Origin of the sequence: Streptomyces sp. NPDC085900, from assembly GCF_044540925.1 — a bacterium.
In the GTDB taxonomy this organism is placed as follows: domain Bacteria; phylum Actinomycetota; class Actinomycetes; order Streptomycetales; family Streptomycetaceae; genus Streptomyces; species Streptomyces gilvifuscus.
The window spans coordinates 16213-38994 of record NZ_JBITSP010000021.1 but is presented as its reverse complement, the minus strand read 5'-3'; the positions used below and the strand labels follow the sequence as shown (position 1 = coordinate 38994).

Annotated in this window: 21 protein-coding genes and 1 pseudogene; 8 read left to right on the top strand and 14 right to left on the bottom strand. The window is 70.4% G+C overall.

The window, feature by feature from the left end; genetic code table 11:
- Positions 1–90: 90 nt before the first annotated feature.
- Together ACIGDI_RS41805 and ACIGDI_RS41800 are read left to right on the top strand one after the other, a co-directional pair.
- Positions 91–600, top strand: a complete 510-nt coding sequence (locus ACIGDI_RS41805; RefSeq protein WP_399907906.1) for a DUF485 domain-containing protein — start codon at positions 91–93, stop codon at positions 598–600.
- On the top strand, positions 597–2213 hold the full coding sequence (locus ACIGDI_RS41800) for a cation acetate symporter (protein WP_399907904.1): 1617 nt from the start codon (positions 597–599) through the stop codon (positions 2211–2213). The genes ACIGDI_RS41805 and ACIGDI_RS41800 overlap by 4 nt, the downstream gene beginning before the upstream one ends.
- Before the next feature lie 14 nt (positions 2214–2227).
- On the opposite strand, the gene ACIGDI_RS41795 is transcribed toward ACIGDI_RS41800, so the two are convergent.
- Positions 2228–4648 (bottom strand): SpoIIE family protein phosphatase, encoded by a 2421-nt coding sequence (locus ACIGDI_RS41795; protein ID WP_399907902.1) that lies wholly within the window; start codon positions 4646–4648, stop codon positions 2228–2230.
- 58 nt (positions 4649–4706) lie between these two features.
- A complete protein-coding gene (locus ACIGDI_RS41790; protein ID WP_399907900.1) occupies positions 4707–5903 on the bottom strand; it encodes a PucR family transcriptional regulator in 1197 nt (398 codons plus the stop codon).
- 221 nt (positions 5904–6124) lie between these two features.
- Between ACIGDI_RS41790 and ACIGDI_RS41785 the strand changes: the two genes are divergently transcribed.
- Both ACIGDI_RS41785 and ACIGDI_RS41780 read left to right on the top strand, forming a co-directional pair.
- Positions 6125–6775: a carboxymuconolactone decarboxylase family protein gene (locus tag ACIGDI_RS41785; RefSeq protein ID WP_399907898.1), complete on the top strand. Its 651-nt coding sequence runs from the start codon at positions 6125–6127 to the stop codon at positions 6773–6775.
- Entirely contained in the window at positions 6768–7577 is an 810-nt protein-coding gene (locus ACIGDI_RS41780) for an SDR family NAD(P)-dependent oxidoreductase (RefSeq protein ID WP_399907896.1), read from the top strand. Before ACIGDI_RS41785 ends, ACIGDI_RS41780 begins: the two co-directional genes overlap by 8 nt.
- A gap of 89 nt (positions 7578–7666) precedes the next feature.
- Here the strand turns inward: ACIGDI_RS41780 and ACIGDI_RS41775 are convergent, their stop codons facing one another.
- Genes ACIGDI_RS41775 through ACIGDI_RS41755 form a run of 5 tightly spaced genes read right to left on the bottom strand, consistent with a single transcriptional unit; the run spans position 7667 to position 12588 of the window.
- Positions 7667–8944, bottom strand: coding sequence for an ABC transporter substrate-binding protein (locus tag ACIGDI_RS41775; RefSeq protein WP_399907894.1), 1278 nt, complete (start codon positions 8942–8944; stop codon positions 7667–7669).
- Positions 8945–8949: 5 nt separating this feature from the next.
- Positions 8950–10137, bottom strand: a complete 1188-nt coding sequence (locus tag ACIGDI_RS41770; protein WP_399907892.1) for a branched-chain amino acid ABC transporter permease — start codon at positions 10135–10137, stop codon at positions 8950–8952.
- Positions 10134–11015, bottom strand: a complete 882-nt coding sequence (locus tag ACIGDI_RS41765) for a branched-chain amino acid ABC transporter permease (RefSeq protein ID WP_351582796.1) — start codon at positions 11013–11015, stop codon at positions 10134–10136. The genes ACIGDI_RS41770 and ACIGDI_RS41765 overlap by 4 nt, the downstream gene beginning before the upstream one ends.
- A gap of 5 nt (positions 11016–11020) precedes the next feature.
- On the bottom strand, positions 11021–11833 hold the full coding sequence (locus ACIGDI_RS41760) for an ABC transporter ATP-binding protein (RefSeq protein ID WP_399907889.1): 813 nt from the start codon (positions 11831–11833) through the stop codon (positions 11021–11023).
- Entirely contained in the window at positions 11830–12588 is a 759-nt protein-coding gene (locus ACIGDI_RS41755) for an ABC transporter ATP-binding protein (RefSeq protein WP_399907887.1), read from the bottom strand. Before ACIGDI_RS41755 ends, ACIGDI_RS41760 begins: the two co-directional genes overlap by 4 nt.
- A gap of 190 nt (positions 12589–12778) precedes the next feature.
- Between ACIGDI_RS41755 and ACIGDI_RS41750 the strand changes: the two genes are divergently transcribed.
- The 3 genes and pseudogenes from ACIGDI_RS41750 to ACIGDI_RS41740 all read left to right on the top strand — a co-directional run bounded on the left by ACIGDI_RS41750 (position 12779) and on the right by ACIGDI_RS41740 (position 15365).
- Positions 12779–14074: a PucR family transcriptional regulator gene (locus tag ACIGDI_RS41750; RefSeq protein WP_399907885.1), complete on the top strand. Its 1296-nt coding sequence runs from the start codon at positions 12779–12781 to the stop codon at positions 14072–14074.
- Positions 14071–14739 (top strand): TetR/AcrR family transcriptional regulator, encoded by a 669-nt coding sequence (locus tag ACIGDI_RS41745; protein WP_399907884.1) that lies wholly within the window; start codon positions 14071–14073, stop codon positions 14737–14739. The genes ACIGDI_RS41750 and ACIGDI_RS41745 overlap by 4 nt, the downstream gene beginning before the upstream one ends.
- A 45-nt stretch (positions 14740–14784) precedes the next feature.
- Positions 14785–15365: pseudogene (locus ACIGDI_RS41740) on the top strand (dihydrofolate reductase family protein).
- A 21-nt stretch (positions 15366–15386) separates the two neighbouring features.
- On the opposite strand, the gene ACIGDI_RS41735 reads toward ACIGDI_RS41740, so the two are convergent.
- The 7 genes from ACIGDI_RS41735 to ACIGDI_RS41705 all read right to left on the bottom strand — a co-directional run bounded on the left by ACIGDI_RS41735 (position 15387) and on the right by ACIGDI_RS41705 (position 21782).
- Entirely contained in the window at positions 15387–16169 is a 783-nt protein-coding gene (locus ACIGDI_RS41735; protein ID WP_399907882.1) for an SDR family oxidoreductase, read from the bottom strand.
- Position 16170: 1 nt separating this feature from the next.
- Entirely contained in the window at positions 16171–17394 is a 1224-nt protein-coding gene (locus ACIGDI_RS41730; RefSeq protein WP_399907880.1) for an acyl-CoA dehydrogenase family protein, read from the bottom strand.
- Positions 17381–18205, bottom strand: coding sequence for an enoyl-CoA hydratase-related protein (locus ACIGDI_RS41725; RefSeq protein WP_399907878.1), 825 nt, complete (start codon positions 18203–18205; stop codon positions 17381–17383). The genes ACIGDI_RS41730 and ACIGDI_RS41725 overlap by 14 nt, the downstream gene beginning before the upstream one ends.
- Positions 18202–19020 carry an SDR family oxidoreductase gene (locus ACIGDI_RS41720; RefSeq protein ID WP_399907876.1) on the bottom strand — a complete coding sequence of 273 codons (819 nt, stop codon included), beginning with the start codon at positions 19018–19020 and terminating at the stop codon, positions 18202–18204. The genes ACIGDI_RS41725 and ACIGDI_RS41720 overlap by 4 nt, the downstream gene beginning before the upstream one ends.
- Before the next feature lie 141 nt (positions 19021–19161).
- Positions 19162–19854, bottom strand: a complete 693-nt coding sequence (locus ACIGDI_RS41715) for a TetR/AcrR family transcriptional regulator (protein WP_351582778.1) — start codon at positions 19852–19854, stop codon at positions 19162–19164.
- Between the two features lie 102 nt (positions 19855–19956).
- A complete protein-coding gene (locus ACIGDI_RS41710; protein WP_399907874.1) occupies positions 19957–20583 on the bottom strand; it encodes an HAD family hydrolase in 627 nt (208 codons plus the stop codon).
- Positions 20583–21782: an acetyl-CoA C-acyltransferase gene (locus tag ACIGDI_RS41705; protein WP_399907872.1), complete on the bottom strand. Its 1200-nt coding sequence runs from the start codon at positions 21780–21782 to the stop codon at positions 20583–20585. The genes ACIGDI_RS41710 and ACIGDI_RS41705 overlap by 1 nt, the downstream gene beginning before the upstream one ends.
- Positions 21783–21946: 164 nt before the next feature.
- On the opposite strand from ACIGDI_RS41705, the gene ACIGDI_RS41700 reads away from it, so the two are divergent.
- Entirely contained in the window at positions 21947–22780 is an 834-nt protein-coding gene (locus ACIGDI_RS41700; protein ID WP_399907870.1) for an alpha/beta fold hydrolase, read from the top strand.
- Positions 22781–22782: the final 2 nt, after the last annotated feature.

Below are 22782 nucleotides of genomic sequence, written 5' to 3'. Positions count from 1 at the left end.
CGAAACGTGACCCGCGATGACCTTATAGGCATTCCAACCAGTCGGTATCGTGCGCCGCTCACAGCCATCGCCGTAGCGGAAGGCCCTGCGATGACATTCGCCGACGAGAACCGGTATCCACCCTCGGACACGGGGTGGCCGCCGCCCCACACCGAGCACCAGCGGTACGGACACAACGCCCCGCGGTACGAGCCGTACGGGCAAGCCCCCTGGACCGAGTCGTACGAGCAGGCTTCGTGGACCGAGCCGTACGGACAGGCTTCCTGGGACGAGCCGTACGCGCACGAGACCCAGCGGCCCAACGCCGACCTCGCCGCCCTGCGCTCGGCCTACCGCGCGCTCCGCCGGATCTCCACCCTCACCGCGCTCGGCTCCTTCGTGGTGTATGTCGTGCTGTCCTGCTACGCGCCGGGCCTGATGGGGGCCAGTGTCGCCGGGCAGCTGAGCCTGGGAATGACCCTGGGGGTCTTCCAGCTCGTCGTCACCTTCGCGGCGGTCTCCTGGTACGGACGCAGCGCACAGCGCTCGGTGGATCCGTTGGCCCTGGCCGTCAGGGAGCGGGCGGTCCCCGCCGGCCGGAACGCGGGGACGGCGAGATGAACGACTTCAGCTCCGGGACGCAGGCTGTCGTCCTGGTCCTGTTCACCACGCTGGTCACCGTCACGCTGATGATGTGCGTGATGGCGGGACCGGAACGCGACGACCTGACGAACTTCTACACCGGCTACCGCTCGCTCACCCCGCTCAAGAACGGCCTGGCCATCGCGGGCGACTACATCTCCGCGGCCACGGTCCTGAGCACCACGGGCATCATCGCGCTCGCCGGCTACGACGGCTATGTCCTCGCGGTCAGCACGGCCCTGTCCCTGGTCCTGCTGATGTTCCTGCTGGCCGAACCCCTGCGCAACGCCGGCCAATTCACCATGGGTGACGTCCTGGCCCGCAACATGCCCGGGCGGGCGGTGCGGGTCGCCGCCTGCGTCGTGACGCTCTCGGCAACCGTGCCCTTCCTCGTCGTCCAGCTCTCCGGGGCCGGGTCACTGCTCACCTTCATCCTGGGCATCCCGCACATGGCGGGCGCCAGGACGGCCTGCATCGTCATCGTCGGCAGTCTGATGATCATTTACGCGGCGCTCGGCGGTATGCGGGGCACCGCGCTCATCCAGATGATCAAGATCGTGATACTGATCGGCACCAGTTTCGTCGTCGCCGCTCTGGTGCTGAACCGATTCGACTGGAATCCCGGCGACCTCCTCAGGGCGGCCCAGCAGGGCAGCGGCGCGGGCCCGGCCTTCCTCCAGCAGGGCCTTCAGCTGGGCACCTCGGCCGTCGACCGGCTGGACTTCGTCGGTCTCCAGATCACCGTGGTCCTCGGCGTGGCCTGTCTCCCCCACATCACGATGCGTCTGTACTCCGCGCAGGACGTGCCGGCCGTGCGCCGCTCCATGTCGTGGGCGGTCGGCACGGTCACCATCTTCTGTCTGCTCGTGATCGTCATGGGTACGGGCGCGGCGGCGCTGGTGGGATCGCGGTACATCACCGCGGCCGACCCGCAGGGCCGGACGTCGGTGCTCATGCTGTCGCAGGTGCTGGGCGGAACCTCCTCCTCCGCGGGCGCGACGATTCTCTACTCGGCCGTGGCGGGCATGGTGTTCATCACCCTGCTGTCGTCGGTCGCGGGGATGACCCTGGCCGCGGCCTCTTCGCTCGCCCACGACCTGTTCGCCCACGCGGCCCGGCGGGGACAGGCCGAGCCGCGTACGGAGATGACGGTGGCGGCGTGGACGAGCGTGGGCGTGGGAACCGTGGCCATCGGGCTCGCCACGCTCGTCCAGAACTGGAACGTCGGTGTGCTGACCACTCTGGCCATCTGCGTGGGCGCGTCGGCGGTGGCACCCGCGCTCACCTACTCCCTGTTCTGGCGCGGATTCACACGCACCGGCCTGCTCGCCACCCTCTACGGCGGTGCGGCCTGCGCGTTGCTGCTCATGATCTTCTCCAAGGCCGTCTCGGGCACACCGTCCGCCGTCTTCCCGAACGCCGACTTCGACCTGTTCCCGATGCAGTCCACCGGGCTGATCTCCATCCCGTTCGGCTACCTGGCCGGGTGGCTGGGCAGCCGCCTGGACCACCGGCGCCGCGCCGCCGACAGCCGGTTGAACCGGCGACTGTACGACGAGAGCGAGGCACGGCTGCTCGCCGCAGCGGAATGACCGCGGCCTGAGGGTCAGGTGAGCATGCCGGTCAGTGACTGCTCGGTCCACACGGTCTTGCCCTCGCGGGTGTAGCGGGTGCCCCACCGTTCGGCCATCTGCGCCACCAGGAACAGGCCGCGCCCGCCCTCGTCGGTCGTACGGGCGCGGCGCAGGTGGGGGGAGGTGTGGCCGGTGTCGCTGACCTCGCACACCAGGGTCCGTTCACGGATCAGCCGGAGAGTCGCGGGGCCGCTGGCGTACCGGTACACGTTGGTGACCAGTTCGCTGGCGATCAACTCGGTGGTGAACGCCAGATGCTCCAGACCCCATTCGGTCAGCTTGGCCGAGGTCAGCGCCCGTGCGCGGGCGGCACTGGCCGGCTCCGGCGGCAGCTGCCACGAGGCGACGTCGTCCTGCGGCAGCACGCGCGTACGGGCGATCAGCAGGGCGACGTCATCGCTGGGGCGCGACGGTACGAGCGAGTCGACCACAGCCTGGCATGTTCGCTCCAGGGCGTCCGCCGGGCGGGTGAGCGCCGCGCACAGTTTGGACAGGCCCGCGTCGAGGTCGAGGTGGCGTTCGCCGATGACGCCGTTGGTGTACAGGCACAGCAGGCTTCCCTCGGCCAGTTCGACCTCCCGGGCCTCGAAGGGCAGGCCGCCCAGGCCGAGCGGCGGGCCGGCGGGCAGGTCGAGCGGTGCGACGTGTCCGTCCGGAGTGGTCACCACGGGCGGCGGGTGGCCGGCGCGGGCCACGGAACACCGCCGCGAGACCGGGTCGTACACGGCGTACAGGCAGGTGGCGCCGACGACCTGCTCACCGACGGGCCGTTCGCCCGCCGCCTCCTGTTCGACGGCCAGCAGGTTGACCATGTCGTCCAGCCGGGAGAGGACCTCGTCCGGTTCCAGGTCGAGGCTCGCGAGGGTGTGTACGGCAGTGCGCAGTCGGCCCATGGTGGCGGCTGCGTGGATGCCACGTCCCACCACGTCGCCGACGACGAGGGCGACCCGGGCCCCGGACAGGGGGATCACGTCGAACCAGTCGCCGCCCAGGCCCGGAGCCGCGCTGGCCGGCAGATACCGCAGCGCCACCTCGACGGCCGGCTGGTCCGGGACCGCCCGGGGCAGCAGGCTGCTCTGCAGGGTGAACGCGGTCTGCTGTTGCTGGGTGAAGCGCCGGGCGTTGTCGATGGCGACGGCGGCACGCGAGGCGAGTTCCTGGGCGAGGGTGAGATCGTCCGCCTCGAAGGGGTCGGGGCGGCGCGAACGCCACAGGGTCATCACGCCCAGCACCATGCCGCGCGCGGCGAGGGGTACGACGATCAGCGAGTGGACGCCCAGGTCCGGAGCGTGAGCTCCCTGGTGGCCTTCCGTCGAGAGCCAGTCGGGCGGCAGCACCGGTTCCAGGACGGGCCGCCCTTCGGACGGGCACCTGGCCTGGGGTGAGTCGGGCGCGAAGTCCACCGGCTCGCCGTGGGGGTGCGGTGGGCCGGGTTGCTGGGCCCCCACGCTGCTGGCGCCGAGCCGTACGACGGGCCCCGCCAGGACCGGTGCCAGTTCCTCGCCGCGCGTCACCGGCTGGAGCAGGTCCACCGACGCGTGGTCGGCGAGGTGGGGCACCATCACCTCGGCGAGTTCCCGGGCGGTCTCCGCCACGTCGAGGGTGGTTCCGATACGGCTGCCGGCCTGGTCGAGGAGCGCGAGCCGGCGCTGGGCCCGATGACGGTCGGTAATGTCCTCGATCATCTCGGCCACGCCCAGGATGCGGCCCGCGGGATCCTCCATGCGGAAGGACGAGACCAGGGCGACCCGTTCCCGTCCCGGATCCTGCTCCAGGCGGACGAACTGCTCGGAGTAGACGAGCGGTCTGCCGGTCTCCATCACCTGGCGCACCCGGTCCAGGGCCTTGCGTGCGTCGTCGGGGATGAGCATCTGCCCGCTGGGCAGCCCCTCGAAGCCCGCCGCGGGGACGCCGCTGAAGCGTTCGATGGCCCGGTTGACCCTGAGAAGCCTCAGGTCGGTGCCGTGCACGACCAGTCCGATCGGGCACTGGCGGTACAGACCGTCGAGGACCGCACGGTCCCGCTGCCACTCCAGGACGTCGGCCGCGAGTGCCCCGGCCAGTAGCCACTCAGAGGTCTGGCCGTCGCGGGAGAGCGCATGGGCCCTGAGCCCCATCTCCACGAGCCGCCCGTCGCGGTGGCGCACCTTCAGCACCCCGAACCAGCCGCCGGCCTTCCTGCACTTTGCCGCGGCCTCCCTGGCGGCCGGCCTTTCGCTCGGGCCGACAAGGACCTCGAAGGCCGGACGGCCGATCACGGCCGTGTCGGGATGGCCGAGCAGCTCCTGCGCCCGCTGGTTCCATCCGACCACGACTCCCCGGTCGTCGAGCACCGCCAGGGCGACGAGGTGCAGGGCAAACGGATCGTCGTGGCTTTCGCTGAACTCCGTCATCCGCTTCTCCACCGCTGTACCGGGACAGTCCCACTCTGACAACGTCCGTAGCCCGCCGCTACGGGACCGCGCCATGAACAGGGCCCGCCGGGCGGCGCGGGGGTGTCCTCAGGTCGCGTGCCGCCAGGGCCCAGCTGAGCTCCACAGCGGTATCCGCACTGTCCAGGCCGACACCGGTCAGCTCCTCGAACCGGCGCAGCCGGTAGCGGACGGTGTTGACATGGACGTGTGCGCTGCGGGCGACCTCACGGATGTGCCGCCCCTTCTGCAGGTATCCCCGCACCGACTCCTCGATGAGCGCTCCGAACTCACCCTCCGCCTCCAGTGGGCGCAGATAGCGGTCGATCAGCAACTCGGCGAGTTCCGGTTCGGAGACGACGGCCACGCGCCAGGACAGGTCGCTCAGGTCGTACACGCCGCGCAGACCGTACGCACGGGCGGCATCCAGCAGCCGGCCGGCGGTACGGAAGGAGCGGTGCGCCGCGGTGAGGTCCGTCGGCGGGCCGAGCCCCGCCGTCACCTCCAGATCGCCCGTCTCCGGCTTCGCCTCGACGACTCCGGCGACGGCGTCGTCCAGCACGGTGAGCAGCGCGCCTCGGCCGTTCCTGCGGGCCTGGGACCCCAGGGAGCGTTCGAGCGCGTCAGGACCGAGGTCGCCGTACGGTACGGCTCTGACGGCCCGGTACGGCCGCGACAGGTCCAGTCCGTAGATCGCCGCACCGCTGTGGATCTCTACGGCGCTCAGCGTGCCGTAGAGCAGTCCGCGCAGGAAGTCGGCGCGGCGGCGGGCGTCGGACAGGGCGGAGGCGACCTCCGCCTGCCGGTGGACGGCGGCGATCCGCAGGCTGGCGACGTCCGCGAGCTCCCACAGGCACTTGGTTCGGTCGACGACGAGGCCGGGGTCCAGACCGTGTTCGGTCGCCTCGGCGATGAACAGATCCCGGATCGCGCTCAGCGCCCGGCGGAAGGCGCGGAGCCCGTCGTCGAGCGGGACGCCCCGGGCGACCCGGTCCCGGGCAACGTCGGCTTCGTCGAAGTCCTCCGGCGCGGGCACCGTCCCCTCCCGCAGCACGGTGAGAGCCCGCTGGAAGTGCCGATGCCAGATCTGGCCGAGGAGTTCGCGCGGGACGGCACGGTAGGACGGGATGTGGTCCGCCAGATCCCCGTGCAACCGCCCGCCCGCGTACCGCTGTTGCGCGGCCATCGCGGCGATGACCTGTTCGAGGGGCGCCGCCGCGCCCGACTGTCCGGGCATGGACCTCACCTTCCCCCCTCCGGCACCCGGCCGTTGTGCGAGTGAACAATATGCGGCCCTCCGGCCTTGGCCGGGGAGCCGTCGACAACTCCCCGCCCCTGAAAGCACAGTGGCACGGCGGAGAAGGAGCCCATCGGCGCACGCGGCAAGGCGCCGATCGACTGTGCTCGCCCCCGCCCTCGTGCCACCGGCCCACCCCGACGAACCGTGCGGAGACCGCCATGACCGACGAGCACCATGACCACCCTCACCACGCCGGCGCCGACACCGGCCCACGGCTCACGCCGCTGGCCGAGGACGACTGGGACCCGGCCACCCGGGAGTTGCTCGCCCTGATTCCCCGCGACGCCGACGGCCGCCTCGCCAACGTCTTCACCACCTTGGTACGGCACCCCGACCTCTTCCGGCACTTCCTGCCGTTCGGCAGCCATCTGCTGCGCGACGGCCGTCTTCCCGCCCGGACCAGGGAACTGCTGATCCTGCGTACCGCGTACAACACCCGGGCAGCCTACGAATGGGGACGGCATGTACCGCTGGCCCGGGCCGCCGGGGTCACCGACGAGGAGATCCGGCGGATCGGCGCGGGCCCGGACGCCCAGGGGTGGACGCCTGCCGACGCCCATCTGCTGCTCGCCGCCGACGAACTGCACCGGGACGCACGCCTGCCCGCGGCCACCTGGTCCGCTCTCGCAGCCGACCACGACGAGGCACAGCTGATCGAGCTCACCGTGCTCGTCGGCCAGTACCACATGGTCGCCTTCTTCCTGAACTCCGCCGGTACCCGGCTCGAGCCCGACTTCGAGGCGGAAGCCCTGCCCGCGCCCACCGGAGCCGGCGCGGACGCGGCGGACGGGACACACGGCGATGCCTGAGATCCTGCAGCCCGCGCCCCACCCGGCCGGTCTCCTGACCGGGCGGCACGTACTGGTCATCGGTGCCGGCACGCGTCCCAGCCACGATCCGAAGGCCCCCGTGGGCAACGGGCGGGCGATCGCCGTGCTCGCCGCCCGCGAGGGAGCGTCCGTGGCCTGCGCCGACGTCTCCCCCTCCGCCGCGGCGGCCACAGCCGCCCTGGTCGATGAGGAGGGCGCCGGAGGCATCGCCGTGGTCGGTGACGCCACGGATCCTGGCGAGTCCTCGTCCATGGTCGCCGAGGCCCTCCGCGAGCTCGGTGCGCTCGACGCGCTCGTGGTCAACGTCGGCATCGGACTGGGCGCGGGCCTGGCAGACACCTCACCACAGCAGTGGGAACGCGTGCTCTCGCTCAACCTGGGCGCTCCCTTCCTCGCCGCCAAGTACGCGCTGCCCCTGCTCGCCGACCGGGGCTCGGTCGTCTTCGTCGGTTCCGTGGCGGGGCTGCGCGCGGCCACCGACTCGCCCGCCTACGACAGTTCCAAGGCGGGCCTGTTCGGACTCACCCGCCATGTCGCCAAGGAGGGCGCACCGCGTGGTATCCGCGCCAACCTGATCGTTCCGGGCCTGATCGACACCCCGATGGGCCGCGAGGCCTCGGCCGGGCGGGCGTCGCGTTCGGCCTCGTTCGCCCGCATACCGCTCGGCCGTCAGGGCACCGCCTGGGAGGTGGCCGAAGCCGTCACCTTCCTGCTCTCCGAGCGCGCCTCCTACATCACCGGGCAGAGCCTGGTGGTCGACGGAGGACTGAACGCCGTCTGAGCAAATGGTCAGCTGTCCGCTCCACCTCGGTGGACGAGGCGGGGGCGGTCCCGAGGGTCAGGGCATCGACCGGGACCGCCCCCGCCGGCTCACTTCGCCAGCGGGCCGAACTCCTTGCGGGTGTCCACCGGCTTGCCGAACAGCTGCCACCGCTCGCCCTTGAAGCGCATCAGCTGCATCGTCTCGATCGGGAAGGCGTCGTCGCGGCCCGTGGACAGCGTGACGCCGGGCAGCAGCATCCCCACCTTCACGCCCTTCAGGTCACGCACCGCGTCCCGCAGCCCCTCCCTGGTCGGGCACCTCATCGCGTCCAGCGCCTTGTGCAGGCTGGAGGCGACGGCCCAGCCGTAGGCGTTGAACTGGTTGGCCGGGTCGGAGCCGGGCGCGTACTTGTGCAGGGCGTCCTGGTACGCCTTCATCTCCTGGTCGTTGGCCCACTGCGGGTCGGCGGGGTCCTTGAAGTACGTCGCCGAGACCACACCTTGGACGTTCTTGAACCCGACGGGCTGGAGCACGGCGGCGGACGAGGACACGTTGTTGACGATGTGCAGCGGGTTCCACTTGGTGTTCTTGGCGTCGGCGGCGAGGGCCTGGCTGCCGAACTTGGGGGTGGTGATGTCGAGCAGGACGTCCGCCTCGGAGCGGGCCAGGTTCGCCATCTGCGCGGACACGGACGGGTCGGTGACCTCGTAGCTCTCCTCAGCGACCACCTTGATGCCGCTGCCGGCGACGGCCTTCTTGAACCCGCCCAGCAGGTCCTTGCCGAAGTCGTCGTTCTGGTAGAGGACCGCGACCTTGGCGTTCGGCTTCTCCTCCTTGAGGTACTTGGCGTACACCCGGGCCTCGGCCACGTAGTTGGGCTGCCACCCGATGGTCCAGGGGTGCTTGTCGTCGCTGCCCCAGACGGAGGCACCCGTGGCGACGAAGGGCTGCGGCACCTTCTGCTTGTTCAGGTAGTCCCACACGGCCGCCGTGGACGGGGTGCCCAGCGTCTGGAACACCGCGAAGACCTTCTCCTGCTCGACGAGTCTGCGGGCCTCCTCGACCGCCTTGGGCGGCTGGTAGCCGTCGTCACGGACGACGAACTGCACCTTGCGGCCGTCTATGCCGCCCTTGTCGTTGACGTACTTGAAGTAGGCGGCGACACCCTTGCTGATCGTGCCGTACGCGGAGGCCGGTCCCGACAGCGGGTAGATCCCGCCGAGCTTGATGGTCTTGTCCGTGATGCCGGTGGTCTGCTGCCCCTTGCACGCGCCATCGGCGGCGGTGTCCTGGGTGTCCTGCCCTCGCTGACTGCTGCAGGCGGTCGCGGTGAGCAGGGCGGCGGCGGCAGCTGCGGCAGCCCGCAGAGCGGTGGTCTTACGCATGTGATTCAGTCCTTTTCCGTACGGGGCGGGGCGCCCACGGGTTCGGCGTCGGCTACTGCGGGGTCCGCAGGGGTGAGCGTCGCGGAGGGTCGGGTTTCGGCCTGCGAGTTCGGCTCCGCGTCGGGTGGGGACTCCGGCTCCGCGTCAGGCGCGGATTCAGCCTCAGGTGTCCGGTCGAGAACGGTGGCGGTGGCAGCGGCAGAGGTGCGGGGCAGGCGGCGGGCTATCGCGCCCAGGACACGGCCCGGCAGACCGGCAAGTCCCGTCGGGGCCACGAACATCACCGTGATGATCAGCAGGCCGAACACCACTCCCGGCGCGGCCTCGCTGAGGTCCTGGGAGACACTCGGCACGTACATCACGAACGCCGCGCCCAGCAGGGGCCCGTACAGCGAGCCGAGCCCACCGACCACCAGGCCGGCCAGCAGGGTGATGGACAGCACGAAGCTGAAGGAGTCGGGCGAGACGAAGCCGATCACCCAGGTGTACAGGCACCCGGCGACACCAGCGAACATCGCGCTCCACGCGAAGGCGAGCGTCTTGTGCAGCGACAGGCGTACGCCCATGACCTCGGCGGCACTCTCGTTGTCCCGTACGGCGAGCAGGGCCCGGCCGACCCGGGAGCGCAGCAGGTTGCGAGCGAGCAAGAGGGCCACCGCGGCGACGGTGAGGACGACGAAGTACATCCACTGGTCCTCGGCGAGACCGCTCCACGCGGGTGGCTGCAGCTTGTCCACGGTCAGGCCCATGGAGCCGCCCGTCACCGGTTCGAGCCGCTTGAGCAGGGACGGCAGGAACACCGCGAACGACAGGGTGACCAGGGCCAGATACAGCCCACGCAGCCGCAGCGCGGGCACTCCGAACCCGAGGCCCAGCAGGAAGCATCCGGCGGCCGCGACCGGAAGCGTGGCCAGGTGGCCGGTGTCGTACCGGTCGAGCATGACCGCCGCCGAGTAGGCCCCCGCCGCGAAGAACGCGCCGTGCCCGAGCGAGATCTGCCCGCCGAAGCCAACCAGCAGGTTCAGCCCGGCCAGCGCGACGGCGTACAGCAGCACCATGGTCAGCTGGAAGACCTGAAAAGGGGCGAAGTAGAACGGTGCGCCGCAGGCGACCGCCACCGCGAGCAGCGCGGTGAGCGCGGCTCGCAGCCGCCGGGACCGGTCGGTGCCGAGTGCCGTGGTGAGGGTGCTCATGCGCGCTCCACCGCCGCCCGTCCGAACAGGCCCTGGGGCCGCACCAGCAGCACCGCCAGAATGATCACGAGGGGTACGCCCACCTTCAGATCGGCACCGACCACATCGACGTACGCACCGGTCAGCGTCTCGGCGACGCCCACGAACAGGCCGCCGACGACCGCGCCTACGGGGCTGTCGAAGCCTCCCAGGGTGGCCGCGGCGAAGGCGTAGATCAGCACCCCGCCCATCATGTTGGGCTCCAGGAACAGCAGTGGGGCGACGAGCACGCCCGACACGGCGCCGACCGTCGCGGCCAGCCCCCAGCCGAGCATCAGGACCCGGCCCACCCGGATTCCCGACAGCCGTGCGGAGGCCGGATTGCAGGCGACGGCCCGCATCACCAGGCCGATGGAGGTGTGCTGGAACAGCAGATACAGCAGGCCCATCACGACGGCCACCACGCCGAGGATCCCGAGCGTCGACCAGTCCACGCGTACTCCGGCCAGGTCGAGCCCGCCGTCGGGGAACTGCTGCGGGAAGTCCTTGACGGTGAACGACCAGATGAGGCCGGCCAGCGCGTTGACGAAGATGAACAGGCCGACGGTGACGATGACCACCGTCAGCTCGGGCGCGCCCTGCACGGGGCGGATGACGATCCGCTCAACCAGCATGCCGCCGGCGAAGGACACCGCGAGGGTGACCGGCAGCGCCAGCCAGAACGGCATCCCGGATGCCACCAACTGCCAGGCGACATACGTGGAGAGCATGGCCAGCTCGCCCTGCGCGAAGTTGACGATGCCCGTGAACCGGTGAATCAGTACGAGGGCCAGAGCCAGGCTGGCGTACACCGCGCCGGAGCCCAGTCCTTCCACCAGCTGCTGGAGAAAGTCGGTCACAGCGCTCACCCGGCCTTGCGGGAGCCGAGGGAGACACCGAGGTAGACCTCGGCGACCTGCCCGTCCTCGCGGATGTGCTGGGCCGGCCCGGACAGCACCAGGCGGCCGGCCTCCAGTACGTGCGCCCGGTGCGCGATGTCCAGTGCGAGCTGGGCGTTCTGCTCGACGACGACCACGGTGGTGCGTTCCTCCTCGTTGACGGCACGGACGATTTCGAACAGCTCACGGGTGACCAGTGGCGCGAGGCCCAGGGACGGCTCGTCGAGGAGCAGCAGCGAGGGCCGCAGCATCAGGGCCCTGCCGATGGCGAGCATCTGCTGCTCCCCGCCGCTGAGGCTGCCGGCGGCCTGCCGCGAGCGTTGGCGCAGTTTGGGAAAGTGTCCGTAGATCCGGTCCAGGTCGGCCGCCACGGCCGCCCGCTCGGCGCGGCTCCGCCATCCGGAGCCGGTGCGCAGGTGGGCGCCGATGCGCAGGTTCTCCTCGACGGTCAGCTCATTGAAGGTGCCCCGCCCCTCGGGCACATGCGCCACGCCGAGCCGGGCGGCCTGTTCGGGCGAACGGCCCAGCAGTCCCGTGCCGTTCAGGGTGACCGAGCCGCGGCCGCGGACCATGCCGCTCAGCGCCCGCAGTGTCGTGGTCTTGCCCGCGCCGTTGGGTCCGAGGATCGCGCAGACCTCGCCGCGGGCGACGGAGAAGTCGAGGCCCTGGAGGACGCGGGCCTGGCCATATCCGGCGTGCAGTCCGGACACCTTCAGGAAGTCCGGTTCCGCAGTCGGGACATCCGGCTGCGTGGTCTGAGTGGTGGTGGGCTCGCTCATGCGGCCACTCCCAGGTACGCCTCGACGACCGCCGGATCGCGCTGGATCTCCTCCGGCGTGCCCTCGGCGATCTTGCGGCCGAAGTCGAGGCAGACCACCTTGTCGCACAGGCCCATCACGAAGCCCATGTGGTGTTCGACCACCACGAGCGTGAGGTCGAACTCCTCGCGCACCGACCGGACCAGATCCGCGAATTGGCCGACCTCGCCGTGGCTGAGCCCGTTGACGGGTTCGTCGAGCAGCAGCAGCCGGGGCCGTACGGCGAGGGCCCGGGCGAGTTCGACGCGTTTGAGCGTGCCGAACGGCAGCCCGGCGGCGGGGTGGTCGGCGACGTCCGCCAGACCGAGCCGCCGTAGCAGGTCGTCCGCCTGATCACACAGTTCCCTCTCCTCCCGCCGGACGCGGGGCAGCCGGAGCGCCGCGGCGAGGTGTCCGGTGTGCCCCCGGCTGTGGGCGCCGACCATGACGTTCTCCCGGACCGTGAGCCGCGGGAACAGGCCCAGGTTCTGGAAGGTGCGGGCGATGCCGCGCCCGGCCACGGCGTGCGGAGGGAGGGCCAGCAGGTCCTCGCCCTCGAACCGCACGTCTCCCCCGTCGGGGGTGCAGCGCCTGGTGAGGCAGTTGAACAAGGTGGTCTTGCCGGCTCCGTTCGGTCCGATGAGCCCTACGGCGGTGCCCGGCTCGACGGTGAACGCGACACCGTCAAGTGCCGTGATCCCGCCGAAACGCACGGTGATACCGTCGACCGCGAGCATGAGTGACGCCCCTTCCGACGTTCTGGGGGGGGTGGGAGAGCGTCACAGTAGGTGGGGGCGTTCGGGGCGCACATTGGGTGCGAGCACCCAACTTCCCGGCCGTCGGACTGTGCGCCGCGCACAGATAACGCTTGATGTCTCACTCCGAGCCTGTTGACGGAGCACGAGGCGGGCGGCGACGATCGGCGCCATGCCTCACGGGCCCGCTCTGGGCGCTCCCCTGCTTTCCGAACCGCTCCGCCGGGAGCGGTGGCGGATCCTGCACGCCGTCCACGACCGGGTCGAGGATGTGGCGGACACCGCCGTGGGGGTGATGCGTGCGGAGATCCCGTCGTACGCGCTGCAGGACGAACGCTTCTTCGCGGACGTACGGGAGCAGGTGCTCGAGCACTACCGGATGCAGTTGGCGGCGCTGGCCGGGGATCGCGGTATCGCCCCCGAGGACCTGGTCTTCAGCCGCGCCGCGGCCATGCGGCGGGCACGGGCCGGGTTCGCGCTGGAGGACTGGATCAGTGCCTTCCGGGTCGGCCGACAGGTGCTGTGGGACGCGCTGCTGGACTGCGCGGGCACGTCCGCCGAGGCCCAGCAGGCCGCGCTGTCCCTGGTCACCCCGCTGATGCGGTACGTCGACTACGCCAGCACCCATGCCGCGCAGGCCTACGTCGAGTACCAGCAGCACGTGGTGGCGGACGCCGACCGGGAGCGTCGGGACCTTCTTGACCAGCTCCTGGCCGGTGTGGCACCGACGCGCGGCCCGCTGTCCGCCGCCGCGCAGGCGTACGGCATCGGGCCGCACTCGCCGATGATGGCGGTCGTGGCGGTGTGTGTGGGCGACACCCGCACCGGGGACCTCACGTCGGCCGAGCACGGGTATGCCACCACCGCGTCGATCAGCGTGGCCGGGCCGTGGGCGGGCCGGACCCTGGTCGTCGTACGCCACGAAGAGGTGGTGGCCGTGCCCGTGGTCCGGGCCGGCATGACCCCGGACGACATATGCGCCCACTTCGAGGCCGTGCAGCAGCGGCTCGCGCGGGGCGGGACCATGCTCTCCATGGGGATCAGTACGGTCGCGCACGGCGCGTGTGAACTGCCGCGCGCGTACGAGGAGGCGCGGGCAGCCCTCGACCTGGTGCCGAGCGGGGGCGGGGTGGCTGCGCTGCCGCGGCTTTCCCCGTTCGACTACCTCGCCCTGCGGGCCGACGACCTGGCCCGTCAGCTGGTCGATCCGCGGGTGCGGGTGCTGCTGGAGGAGGACCGCAGGCGGGGCGACACGCTGGCCGCCACCATTCGGGCCTTCGCGGAGGCCGACCTCAATCTGCGGCTGGCCGCCGACCGGCTGCGGGTGCATCACAACACGGCGCACTACCGGTTGCGCCGGATCGAGGAACGCACCGGCCGCAATCCGCGCCGGATCGCCGACCTGCTGGAACTACTGGTCGCCCTCGCCATCGGCGAGGGCGCCAGGGAAGGTGAGGAGGGCCAGTGAGCGGCATCGTGGAGTCCGCCGGAACCGAGGCGGCACATCAACTGCCGGGCGAGCAGGGAGAGTCGGCCCTGCCGGAGGGGCACGCGGAGCAGAACGGAACGGTCCGGCGTGCGCTGCTGGACGCCGCGCTGGAGGTGTTCACCGAGCGCGGTTACACCGACGCCGGCCTCACCGAGATCGCGGCGCGCTCCGGCATCCCGGTGGGCAGCCTCTTCCAGCACTACGGCGGCAAGCGAGGGCTCTACCTGGCCCTGTGGGAGGAGTTCCGGGAGGAACAGGAGCGCAGGACCGCGGCCACGCTGGTCGCCGAGCGCGGCCGTGGTGTGGACGACCCCATCGCTCTGTTCGTGGCGGGAACCAGGGCGTATCTGGAGGGTGCCTGGGACAATCGCAGGCTCGGCATGCTCCTCGTGGAGGACGACGGCCCCGCGGGCTTCGACGCGCTGCGCCGCCAGTGGGACCGCGCATGGGTACGGCGCAACGCCCGGCTGCTGGAGGTGGACGAGCGGCGCCGCGCCGGCCGGGTCCGGGTGAGCGTACTGACCACCGTCATCGGCGGGGCGGCGCGCGAGCTGGGCGATTGCCGGGATGAGACGGAGGCCCGGGAGATAGTGGACGAGGTGTGCGGCATCCTGATCCATCTGTCGGCACCGCCCGGCCCGTGACCAGCGGAAGAAGAGGAGTCGTACGGCTTCGGCACCGGTGAGGGTCTGAGCCGGGAAGCGCCGTTCGGCCACGCCGGTGAAAGGCTGCACCAGTGGATGTTCGCCACCCGGTGATGGCACGAGATGACCGGCGAGCCGGGCGGTACCAGCGGCCTCGACGACGCCTTCGTGCGCAGTTCACGCCCGGGATCGGCGCCGAGATCATGGGCGCCGGGAAGTACGGCCACCCGGATGGCACGAAGACGAGGAGTGGAAGCGGTGGTGGGGCCCAACCCGCCCTTCCACACACCGACCTTCGTCCTCACCCGCCACACGCGCCCGTCGATCGAGATGGAGGACGGCACGACCTTCCACTTCCTCGACACGTCGCCCGCCGAGGCGCTGGAGACGGCCCGCGAGGCCGCAGCGGCCAGGACGTACGCATCGGCGGGGGACCCACCCTGATCCGCGACTTCCTCGCCGCCGGGCTCATCGACCATCTGCACGTCGTGGTGGTCCCGATCCTGCTCGGCCGGGGCGTACACCTCTGGGACGGACTGGAGAGCGCCGAGAAGGACTACCGGGTCGAGGCCACCTCCTCGCCCAGCGGGGTCACGCATGTGACGTTCAGCCGCGCAGGTCTCTGAACCGCCTCTGTGCAACACGCCTCAGATGCCGATACCGGCTTCTTGCCTGAACGGGACCGCGTCACCCAGGAGTTGGCCGCCGTCGATCACCATAGTCTCGCCGGTGATCCAACTCGCCGCTTCCGAGACCAGAAAGGCGACCGCCGAGGCGATGTCGGCGGGCTCCCCGATACGCCCCAGTGCCGTCGAGGCGGAGACGGCCTGCTCGTGCTCCTTCCACAGGGCCTCGGCCAGCTTGGTGCGCACCACACCGGGTGCCACCGCGTTGACGCGGACCTTCGGTGAGAGTTCCAGGGCCAGTTGCCTGGTGAGATGGATCAGTGCGGCCTTCGACGCGTTGTACAGGCCGATGTTCGCCTCGAAGGCCATGCCGCCGACCGATGCCGTGTTGACGACCGCGCCTCCGTGCTCGCCCATCCAGGCCCGGGTGGCCAGGCCCGTCCACAGGACGGGAGCCCACAGGTTCACGTCGAAGGTCTTGGCGAACCGGCCGTGGTCCTGGTCGATGACAGGCCCGAAGGCCGGGTTGGTCCCCGCGTTGTTGACGAGGATGTCCAGGCTGCCGAACCGTTCGAGCGTCAGCTCGACACAGCGCCGGGCCGCCTCCTCGTCGACCGCGTGGGCCCCGACGCCGACCGCTGTGCCGCCGACCTGGGCCGCGGCGGCGTCCGCCGCCTCCTGGGAGCGGGAGGTGAGGACGACGTTCGCGCCGGCAGCGGCGAGGGCCTGGGCGATCGCCAGCCCGATACCGCGTGAGGCACCCGTGACGACGGCGGTGCGGCCGGTGAGATCCGGTCCGGCCATGTCAGCTCACCACTGCCGCGTTGCGGTACTGACGCAGTTCCTGCTTGGCGATGGCCCGCTTGTGGACCTCGTCGGGACCGTCGGCCAGCCTCAACGTCCGCAGGTGGGCGTACATCATCGCCAGCGGGAAGTCCTCGGTCACGCCCGCAGCGCCGTACACCTGGATCGCGCGGTCGACGATCTTCAGCGCGATGTTCGGTGCGGCCACCTTGATGGCCGCGATCTCGGTGCGCGCTTCCTTGTTGCCGACCGTGTCCATCAGGTACGCGGCCTTGAGCGTGAGCAGCCGGATCATCTCGATGTCGATGCGTGCTTCCGCGATCCAGTCCTGGATGTTGGACCGTTCGGCGACCGGGCTGCCGAAGGTCACCCGTGACTGCGCGCGCCGGCACATCAGCTCCAGCGCCCGCTCGGCCGCGCCGATGGCCCGCATGCAGTGGTGGATCCGACCGGGTCCGAGCCGGGCCTGGCTGATCGCGAAGCCCTCTCCCTCACCCTTGAGGAGGTCCTTGGCCGGTACCCGTACGTCGGTGAAGTCGATCTCGGCGTGTCCCTCGCGGTCCTGGTAGCCGAACACCGGCAGACCGCGCATCACCGTGATCCCGGGGGCGTCGATGGGGACGACCATCATCGACTGCTGCCGGTGCACAGCGGCGGTGGGGTCGGTCTTGCCCATGACGATGAGTACTTTGCAGTTGCGGTGCAGGGCGTTGGACGCGAACCACTTCCGGCCGTTGAGCACGTACTCGTCGCCGTCGCGTTCCATCCGCAGCTCGATGTTGGTGGCGTCGGAGCTGGCGACCTGCGGCTCGGTCATCGCGAAGGCCGAGGCCATCGTCCCGTCGAGCAGGGGCTTGAGGTACTTCTCCTTGTGCTCGTCGCTGCCGAACAGCGTGAGCACCTCCATGTTGCCGGTGTCGGGAGCGTTGCAGTTGCACGCTTCGGAGGCGATGTGACTGCGCCCCATGATCTCCGCCAGCGGCGCGTACTCGAGGTTCGTCAGCCCCGGCCCCCACTCCGGGTGCGGGTGGAAGAGGTTCCACAGGCCGCGCCGCCGTGCCTCCGCCTTGAGTTCCTCGAGGATCGGCGGCTGGAAGTGCGGGTCACCGGAGGCGCGCATCTGCTCGTGGTAGACCGACTCGGCGGGGTAGATGTGCGAGTCCATGAACTCCAGCAGATCCGCCTGGTACTTCTTGGCTCGATCCGACGTCTCAAACAGGGACATCCGAACTCCTGACGGGGGGTAGGGGAGGAAAACTCGGGGGGCGCTTCTCGAGGTGGCCGGCCACGCCTTCGACGACATCGGCCCCACTGAAGGCCTGGAGCATGAGGCTCTCCGCGCGGGCCACGGAGTCGGCGTAGGCGCCGTCCGCGTCGTGGTGCAGCTGGCTCTTGATGGTGGCCATGGAGCCCGGGGAGCAGCGCGTCGCCAGGTCAGTGGCGTACGCGACAGCCGCGTCGACCACGCTGCCGGTGGGGACCAGATGGTCGAGAAGTCCGATACGCAGTGCCTCGTCGGCGTCCACCATGCGGCTCGACAGCAGCAGGTCCATGGCCCGGCTGTGCCCCACCAGCCGGGGCAGCAGCCAGGAGATGCCGTACTCGGCGATGAGCCCGCGTTGCGCGAAGGCCGTGGTGAACCGGGCCGAGGGCGAGCCGAAGCGGAGGTCGCAGTAGAGCGCTTCCACCATGCCCAGGCCGGCGGCGACCCCGTTGACCGCGCCGATCAGCGGTTTGCGCAGCGTCAGCGGCAGGTCGCGCGGGCGGAGCCGCGCTGTGTCCACCGCGGAGGCCTCGCCGATCTCACGGACGGACCACAGGAGTTGGAGGTCGGCGCCGGAACAGAATCCGCGCCCCGCGCCGGTCACCACGACGGCACGTACGTCCGGGTCGTCCTCGGCTGCGTCGAGGAGCGCGAAGTAGCGGACTTCGAGTTCGTCGGTCCAGGCGTTCAGCTTGGCGGGCCGGTTGAAGGTGAGGACGAGCACCGGCCCGCGGTGTTCGGCGAGGACGAGCTCGCCGCTCGCGCCGGTCATTCCTGCTCCAGGAGGGAGCTCTGGTAGCGGCGCATTGCGCGCAGCCACCGGTCGTAGTCCGCGCCCTTCTGCCGGTACATGTCCAGCACCTCTTCGTGGGGCAGGATCAGGAAGCGCTCGTCGGCGATGGCGGTCAGGACGGCGTCGGCGACCTCGGCCGGCTCCAGGACGTCACCCGCGGACATGACGGCCTGCGTGGCCGCTCGTCCCAGCGCGTCCCCGGAGTCCTTTCCGGCGGTCAGCATCCGGGTGTTCACGCCCATCGGGCACAGACAGCTGACCCGGACACCGCGATCGCCGTACGTGACGCTCAGCCATTCGGCGAAGCCGACGGCGGCGTGCTTGGTGACGGCGTATGTGGCGGAGCCGATCTGGGTGAGCAGCCCGGCGGCCGAGGCGGTAGTGACGAAGTAGCCTTCGCGGCGCTCCAGCCAGCGCGGGACCAGAAGTTGTGCCGCACGGATGTGGGCGCGCAGGTTGACGTCGATCGACAGGTCCCAGTCCTGTTCGCTCACGTCGAGGCCGGGTGCGCCGGCGATGCCCGCGTTGGCGAAGTAGAGGTCGACCGGGCCGAACGTGCTCTCCGCCAGGTCGATCAGCTCTTGGATCTGGGTGGTGTCCGACGCGTCCGCGCCGGCGCTGACAGTGCTCCCCGGATGGTCGGCGTTGGCCCTGTCCGACACCGCCCGCGCGCTGTCCGCGTCGAGGTCCGTGACAACGACCCGGGCACCCTCGCGAGCGAGCCGCGCGACCAGCGCGCTGCCGATACCGCCGGCACCACCGGTGACGATGGCGACTCTTCGTGCAACGTTCACAGCGAACCCTCTCCGAGATGGTGGGACCGTGCTCCGTCCGTCCGAACTGTATAATTGAATCCGACGTCAAGTTCAACAGTCGGGCGTACGTCACCCCACACAGGGGTGGTGGCGGGCTTCGCCCCGGCTCAGGCTGCCGGGTCAGCGGTGGTCAGGGAACCGCAGGGCGTTCGCCCAGAGCCGGCTGACCGTGGACACGAGCTCCTCGAAGTCCACCGGCGTGCCTTCTTCCTCGCGCTCACCGAGCACGAAGGCGTTGTAGGCCATGACGCTGACCATGCCCGACAGCGCACGGGAGGCCAGCATCGGATCGACGTCCCGGTCTGCGACACCCCGCGCCTGCAGGTCGGCGATACCGCGGGCATTGCGGCGGATGAACGCGTCGGCGCGCCGGCTCCGGAATGTACGGAACTCCGGCTCGACCTGCGCCACCTGCTCGAGCAGCGCCATCAGCTTCGCGTTGCGCTTGTACGCCTGGAGATACGCGCGATTGCTCGCCTCGAGCACCGCATAGGGGTCGTCGGCATCCTCCACCCGGGCCATGCCGGGGTGCAGCATGTCCTCCTGCGCCTCCAGGAGGACGGCGGCGAGCACCTCTTCCTTGCCCGCGAAGTAGGTGTAGAACGACCCCGCCGCGCACTGCGCCTCTTTGGTGATGTCGGTCAGGCGGGTGTCGAGGTAGCCGTCCCGTTCGAACACCTTCCGCGCGGCCTTCACCAGAGCGGCCCGCGTCCGCGCTCCGCGCTTCGTCGTGGGCGGCTCGCGAAGGTGCGACAGGGGCGCCATCGGGGGCGGCTGCTCGCCGTCGATCTCCTCGGGCGCGGTGGTGTCCATCGCGGGAACTTTACTTGAATCCGACGCCATAGTCACAAATCGCGTCCGTCCGAAGAAGGTCGAAGAAGAGGCACATCCAGCAATTCCCGATCGGCCGATCGATCAGGCGCCGATCCCGAAGCTCTCGGCGAGCCGGCGGCGGGTGTCGGCGGCGCTGGTGTGCAGTACACCGCCGATCCCGATCCGTGCCGCCCCGTCGAGGTTCTGCTGCAGATCGTCGATCATGACCGCCTCCTCGGGGTCGACGCAGAGACGTTCACAGGCGATCGCGTAGATCCGCCGGGAGGGCTTACGGATCCCGACCATGGCGGAGATGACGACCACGTCGGCGAGCGAGGCCAGATCGACACCCTCGTAGGTACCGGTACCGAAAGAATTGGACACCAGCGCGACGGGATGCCCGGCGGCTCGGAGATCGCCGAGCAGGGCGAGCATGTCCCGGTCGATCGACATGCCTGCTTGCATGCGGGCGGTGAGTCCCTCGGCTTGGACGTCGGCACCGTGAGCCCGGAGACGTTGGGCGAATCCCCGCTCGAAGGCTTCGGCGTCGATACGGCCGCACTCGTGGTCGGACAGCAGGGCGCGTGACGGCTGGTCCCGGCTGAGGAGCTCCAACGGCAGCCGTGGGTCGCCGCCGAGGGAGGCCCCGAAGTCGGTGAACGCCTGCAGCACGCTGGAGGTGATGACTCCGCCGAAGTCGACCAGGACCGCGGTTCTGGTCTTCTCCATCAGGCGACCTCGAACAGTCCGGCCGCACCCATTCCGCCGCCGACGCACATCGAGATCACCACGTACCGGACCCCGCGGCGCTTGCCCTCGACGAGGGCGTGTCCCACCAGTCGGGCACCGGTCATTCCGTACGGATGACCGACCGAGATCGCGCCGCCGTTGACGTTGAACCGCTCGGGGTCGATGTGCAGTTCGTCGCGGCAGTACAACGCCTGGGAGGCGAACGCCTCGTTGAGTTCCCACAGGCCGATGTCGTCGACGGTGAGGTTGTGCTGCTTCAGCAGCTTCGGGATGGCGAACACCGGCCCGATGCCCATCTCGTCCGGGCCGCAACCGGCGACGGCCATGCCCCGGTAGACGCCCAGCGGTTCCAGTCCGCGGCGCTCGGCCTCCCTGGACTCCATCAGCACCGACGCCGACGCCCCGTCCGAGAGCTGCGAGGAGTTCCCCGCCGTCACGCTGGACTGCGCGCTCACCTGGCCGTCGGGCAGCACCGGCGCCAAGCCGGCCAGGCCTTCGAGCGTCGTCGAGGCGCGGTTGCCCTCGTCCCGGGTCAGGGTGACCTTCTCGTGCCGCACCTCCCCCGACTGCTTGTCGAGCACCTTCTTGACGCTGTCGACGGCGACGATCTCCTGGTCGAACCGGCCGGCCTCCTGCGCCGCCGCGGTGCGCTGCTGGGACAGCAGCGCGAACTCGTCCTGGCGTTCGCGGCTCACGCCGTAGCGTCCGGCGACGATCTCCGCCGTCTGCAGCATCGGCAGGTAGATGCTCGGCTTGTGCTCGACCAGCCAGGGATCCGTCATTCGGTGGGTGTTCATGTGCTCGTTCTGCACAAGGGAGATCGACTCGACGCCACCGCCCACCGTGACCTGCATACCGTCGGCGACGATCTGCTTGGCGGCCGTCGCGATGGCCATCAGGCCCGACGAGCACTGCCGGTCGATCGTCATCCCCGACACGGTGTCCGGGAGTCCGGCGCGGAGAACTGCCTGGCGCGCGACGTTGAAACCGGATGCCCCCTGCTGTGCGGCGCAGCCGAAGAGCACGTCCTCGACCTCGCCTCCTTCGAGCCCGGCGCGCCGTACGGCGTGGGACAGGGCATGTGCGGCGAGTTCCTGCGTCTGGGTGTCGTTGAACGCGCCGCGATAGGCCTTTCCGATCGGCGTCCGTGCCGTCGAAACGATGACTGCTTCCCTCATGTCGCCTCACTGTCTCTGGTGGTCCGACGCCACGTTATAGTTGAATCCGGCGTCAAGTTCAATAGTGGGCGTCCTGCATCCGCCGGGAAGCAGGCGCGCCCGCGGCCTTGACAGTCCGCCTCTGCACCTGAAGGCTACCGACCAGTCGGTATGAAGGGGGGGTCGTGACCGAGCTGAGCATCTCCACCAGTGCGGGCGTCTTCGACGCGATCGAGGCGGGCCCGCCGGAGGGCCGACCGGTGCTGTTGCTGCACGGCTTCCCACAGACGGGGCTGGCCTGGGAACGGCAGATCGCGGCGTTGGCCGCGCAGGGCTACCGGATGGTGGCGCCCGACCAGCGCGGCTACTCCCCCGGCGCCCGCCCCGAGCGGGCCGAGCACTACCGCATGAGCCTTCTCGTCGACGACGTGGTCGCGATCACGGAGGAACTGGGGTGGTCGACGTTCGACCTGGTCGGTCACGACTGGGGCGGCGCGGTGGCCTGGTGGACCGCGGACGCCCACCCCGGCCGCGTACGCACCCTCACGGTTGTCTCGACACCGCATCCCGGCGCCCTCGCCACCGCCCTGCGCACCGACGAGGACCAGCGTGAGCGCTCGCACTACATGATCGACTGGCGCGAGACCCCCGCGACCGAGGAGCGCATGCTGGCCCACGACGCCCAACTGCTTCGCGCCCTCTACGCCAGGAAGGTCCCGCAGGACAGTGTCGAGACCTATGTCCGGCACCTGTCCCGGCCGGGCGCTCTCACCGCCGCGCTGAACTGGTACCGGGCAGGCCGCCCGGACGGCAGTATCGGCACGATCGAGGTGCCCACGCTGTACGTCTGGAGCACGAACGACAGGGCGTTCGGCCCGGCGCCGGCACACGGGACCGGGCGGTGGGTCGAGGGGCCGTACCGCTTCGAGACCCTCCGGGGCGTCAGCCACTGGGTCCCCGAGGAGGCACCCGACACGCTGAACCGTCTGCTGCTCGAACACCTGCGAGCGCACGGCTAGTA

Excerpts from the sequence above, each read along its gene's own strand:
- ACIGDI_RS41750 (WP_399907885.1), top strand. The coding sequence starts at position 12,779 with ATGCCTCACGGGCCCGCTCTGGGCGCTCCCCTGCTTTCCGAACCGCTC.
- ACIGDI_RS41785 (WP_399907898.1), top strand. The coding sequence starts at position 6,125 with ATGACCGACGAGCACCATGACCACCCTCACCACGCCGGCGCCGACACC.
- ACIGDI_RS41800 (WP_399907904.1), top strand. The coding sequence starts at position 597 with ATGAACGACTTCAGCTCCGGGACGCAGGCTGTCGTCCTGGTCCTGTTC.
- ACIGDI_RS41755 (WP_399907887.1), bottom strand. The coding sequence starts at position 12,588 with ATGCTCGCGGTCGACGGTATCACCGTGCGTTTCGGCGGGATCACGGCA.
- ACIGDI_RS41710 (WP_399907874.1), bottom strand. The coding sequence starts at position 20,583 with ATGGAGAAGACCAGAACCGCGGTCCTGGTCGACTTCGGCGGAGTCATC.
- ACIGDI_RS41795 (WP_399907902.1), bottom strand. The coding sequence starts at position 4,648 with ATGACGGAGTTCAGCGAAAGCCACGACGATCCGTTTGCCCTGCACCTC.
- ACIGDI_RS41770 (WP_399907892.1), bottom strand. The coding sequence starts at position 10,137 with ATGAGCACCCTCACCACGGCACTCGGCACCGACCGGTCCCGGCGGCTG.
- ACIGDI_RS41790 (WP_399907900.1), bottom strand. The coding sequence starts at position 5,903 with ATGCCCGGACAGTCGGGCGCGGCGGCGCCCCTCGAACAGGTCATCGCC.
- ACIGDI_RS41725 (WP_399907878.1), bottom strand. The coding sequence starts at position 18,205 with ATGACCGGCGCGAGCGGCGAGCTCGTCCTCGCCGAACACCGCGGGCCG.
- ACIGDI_RS41730 (WP_399907880.1), bottom strand. The coding sequence starts at position 17,394 with ATGTCCCTGTTTGAGACGTCGGATCGAGCCAAGAAGTACCAGGCGGAT.
- ACIGDI_RS41775 (WP_399907894.1), bottom strand. The coding sequence starts at position 8,944 with ATGCGTAAGACCACCGCTCTGCGGGCTGCCGCAGCTGCCGCCGCCGCC.
- ACIGDI_RS41805 (WP_399907906.1), top strand. The coding sequence starts at position 91 with ATGACATTCGCCGACGAGAACCGGTATCCACCCTCGGACACGGGGTGG.
- ACIGDI_RS41780 (WP_399907896.1), top strand. The coding sequence starts at position 6,768 with ATGCCTGAGATCCTGCAGCCCGCGCCCCACCCGGCCGGTCTCCTGACC.
- ACIGDI_RS41715 (WP_351582778.1), bottom strand. The coding sequence starts at position 19,854 with ATGGACACCACCGCGCCCGAGGAGATCGACGGCGAGCAGCCGCCCCCG.
- ACIGDI_RS41735 (WP_399907882.1), bottom strand. The coding sequence starts at position 16,169 with ATGGCCGGACCGGATCTCACCGGCCGCACCGCCGTCGTCACGGGTGCC.
- ACIGDI_RS41705 (WP_399907872.1), bottom strand. The coding sequence starts at position 21,782 with ATGAGGGAAGCAGTCATCGTTTCGACGGCACGGACGCCGATCGGAAAG.
- ACIGDI_RS41760 (WP_399907889.1), bottom strand. The coding sequence starts at position 11,833 with ATGAGCGAGCCCACCACCACTCAGACCACGCAGCCGGATGTCCCGACT.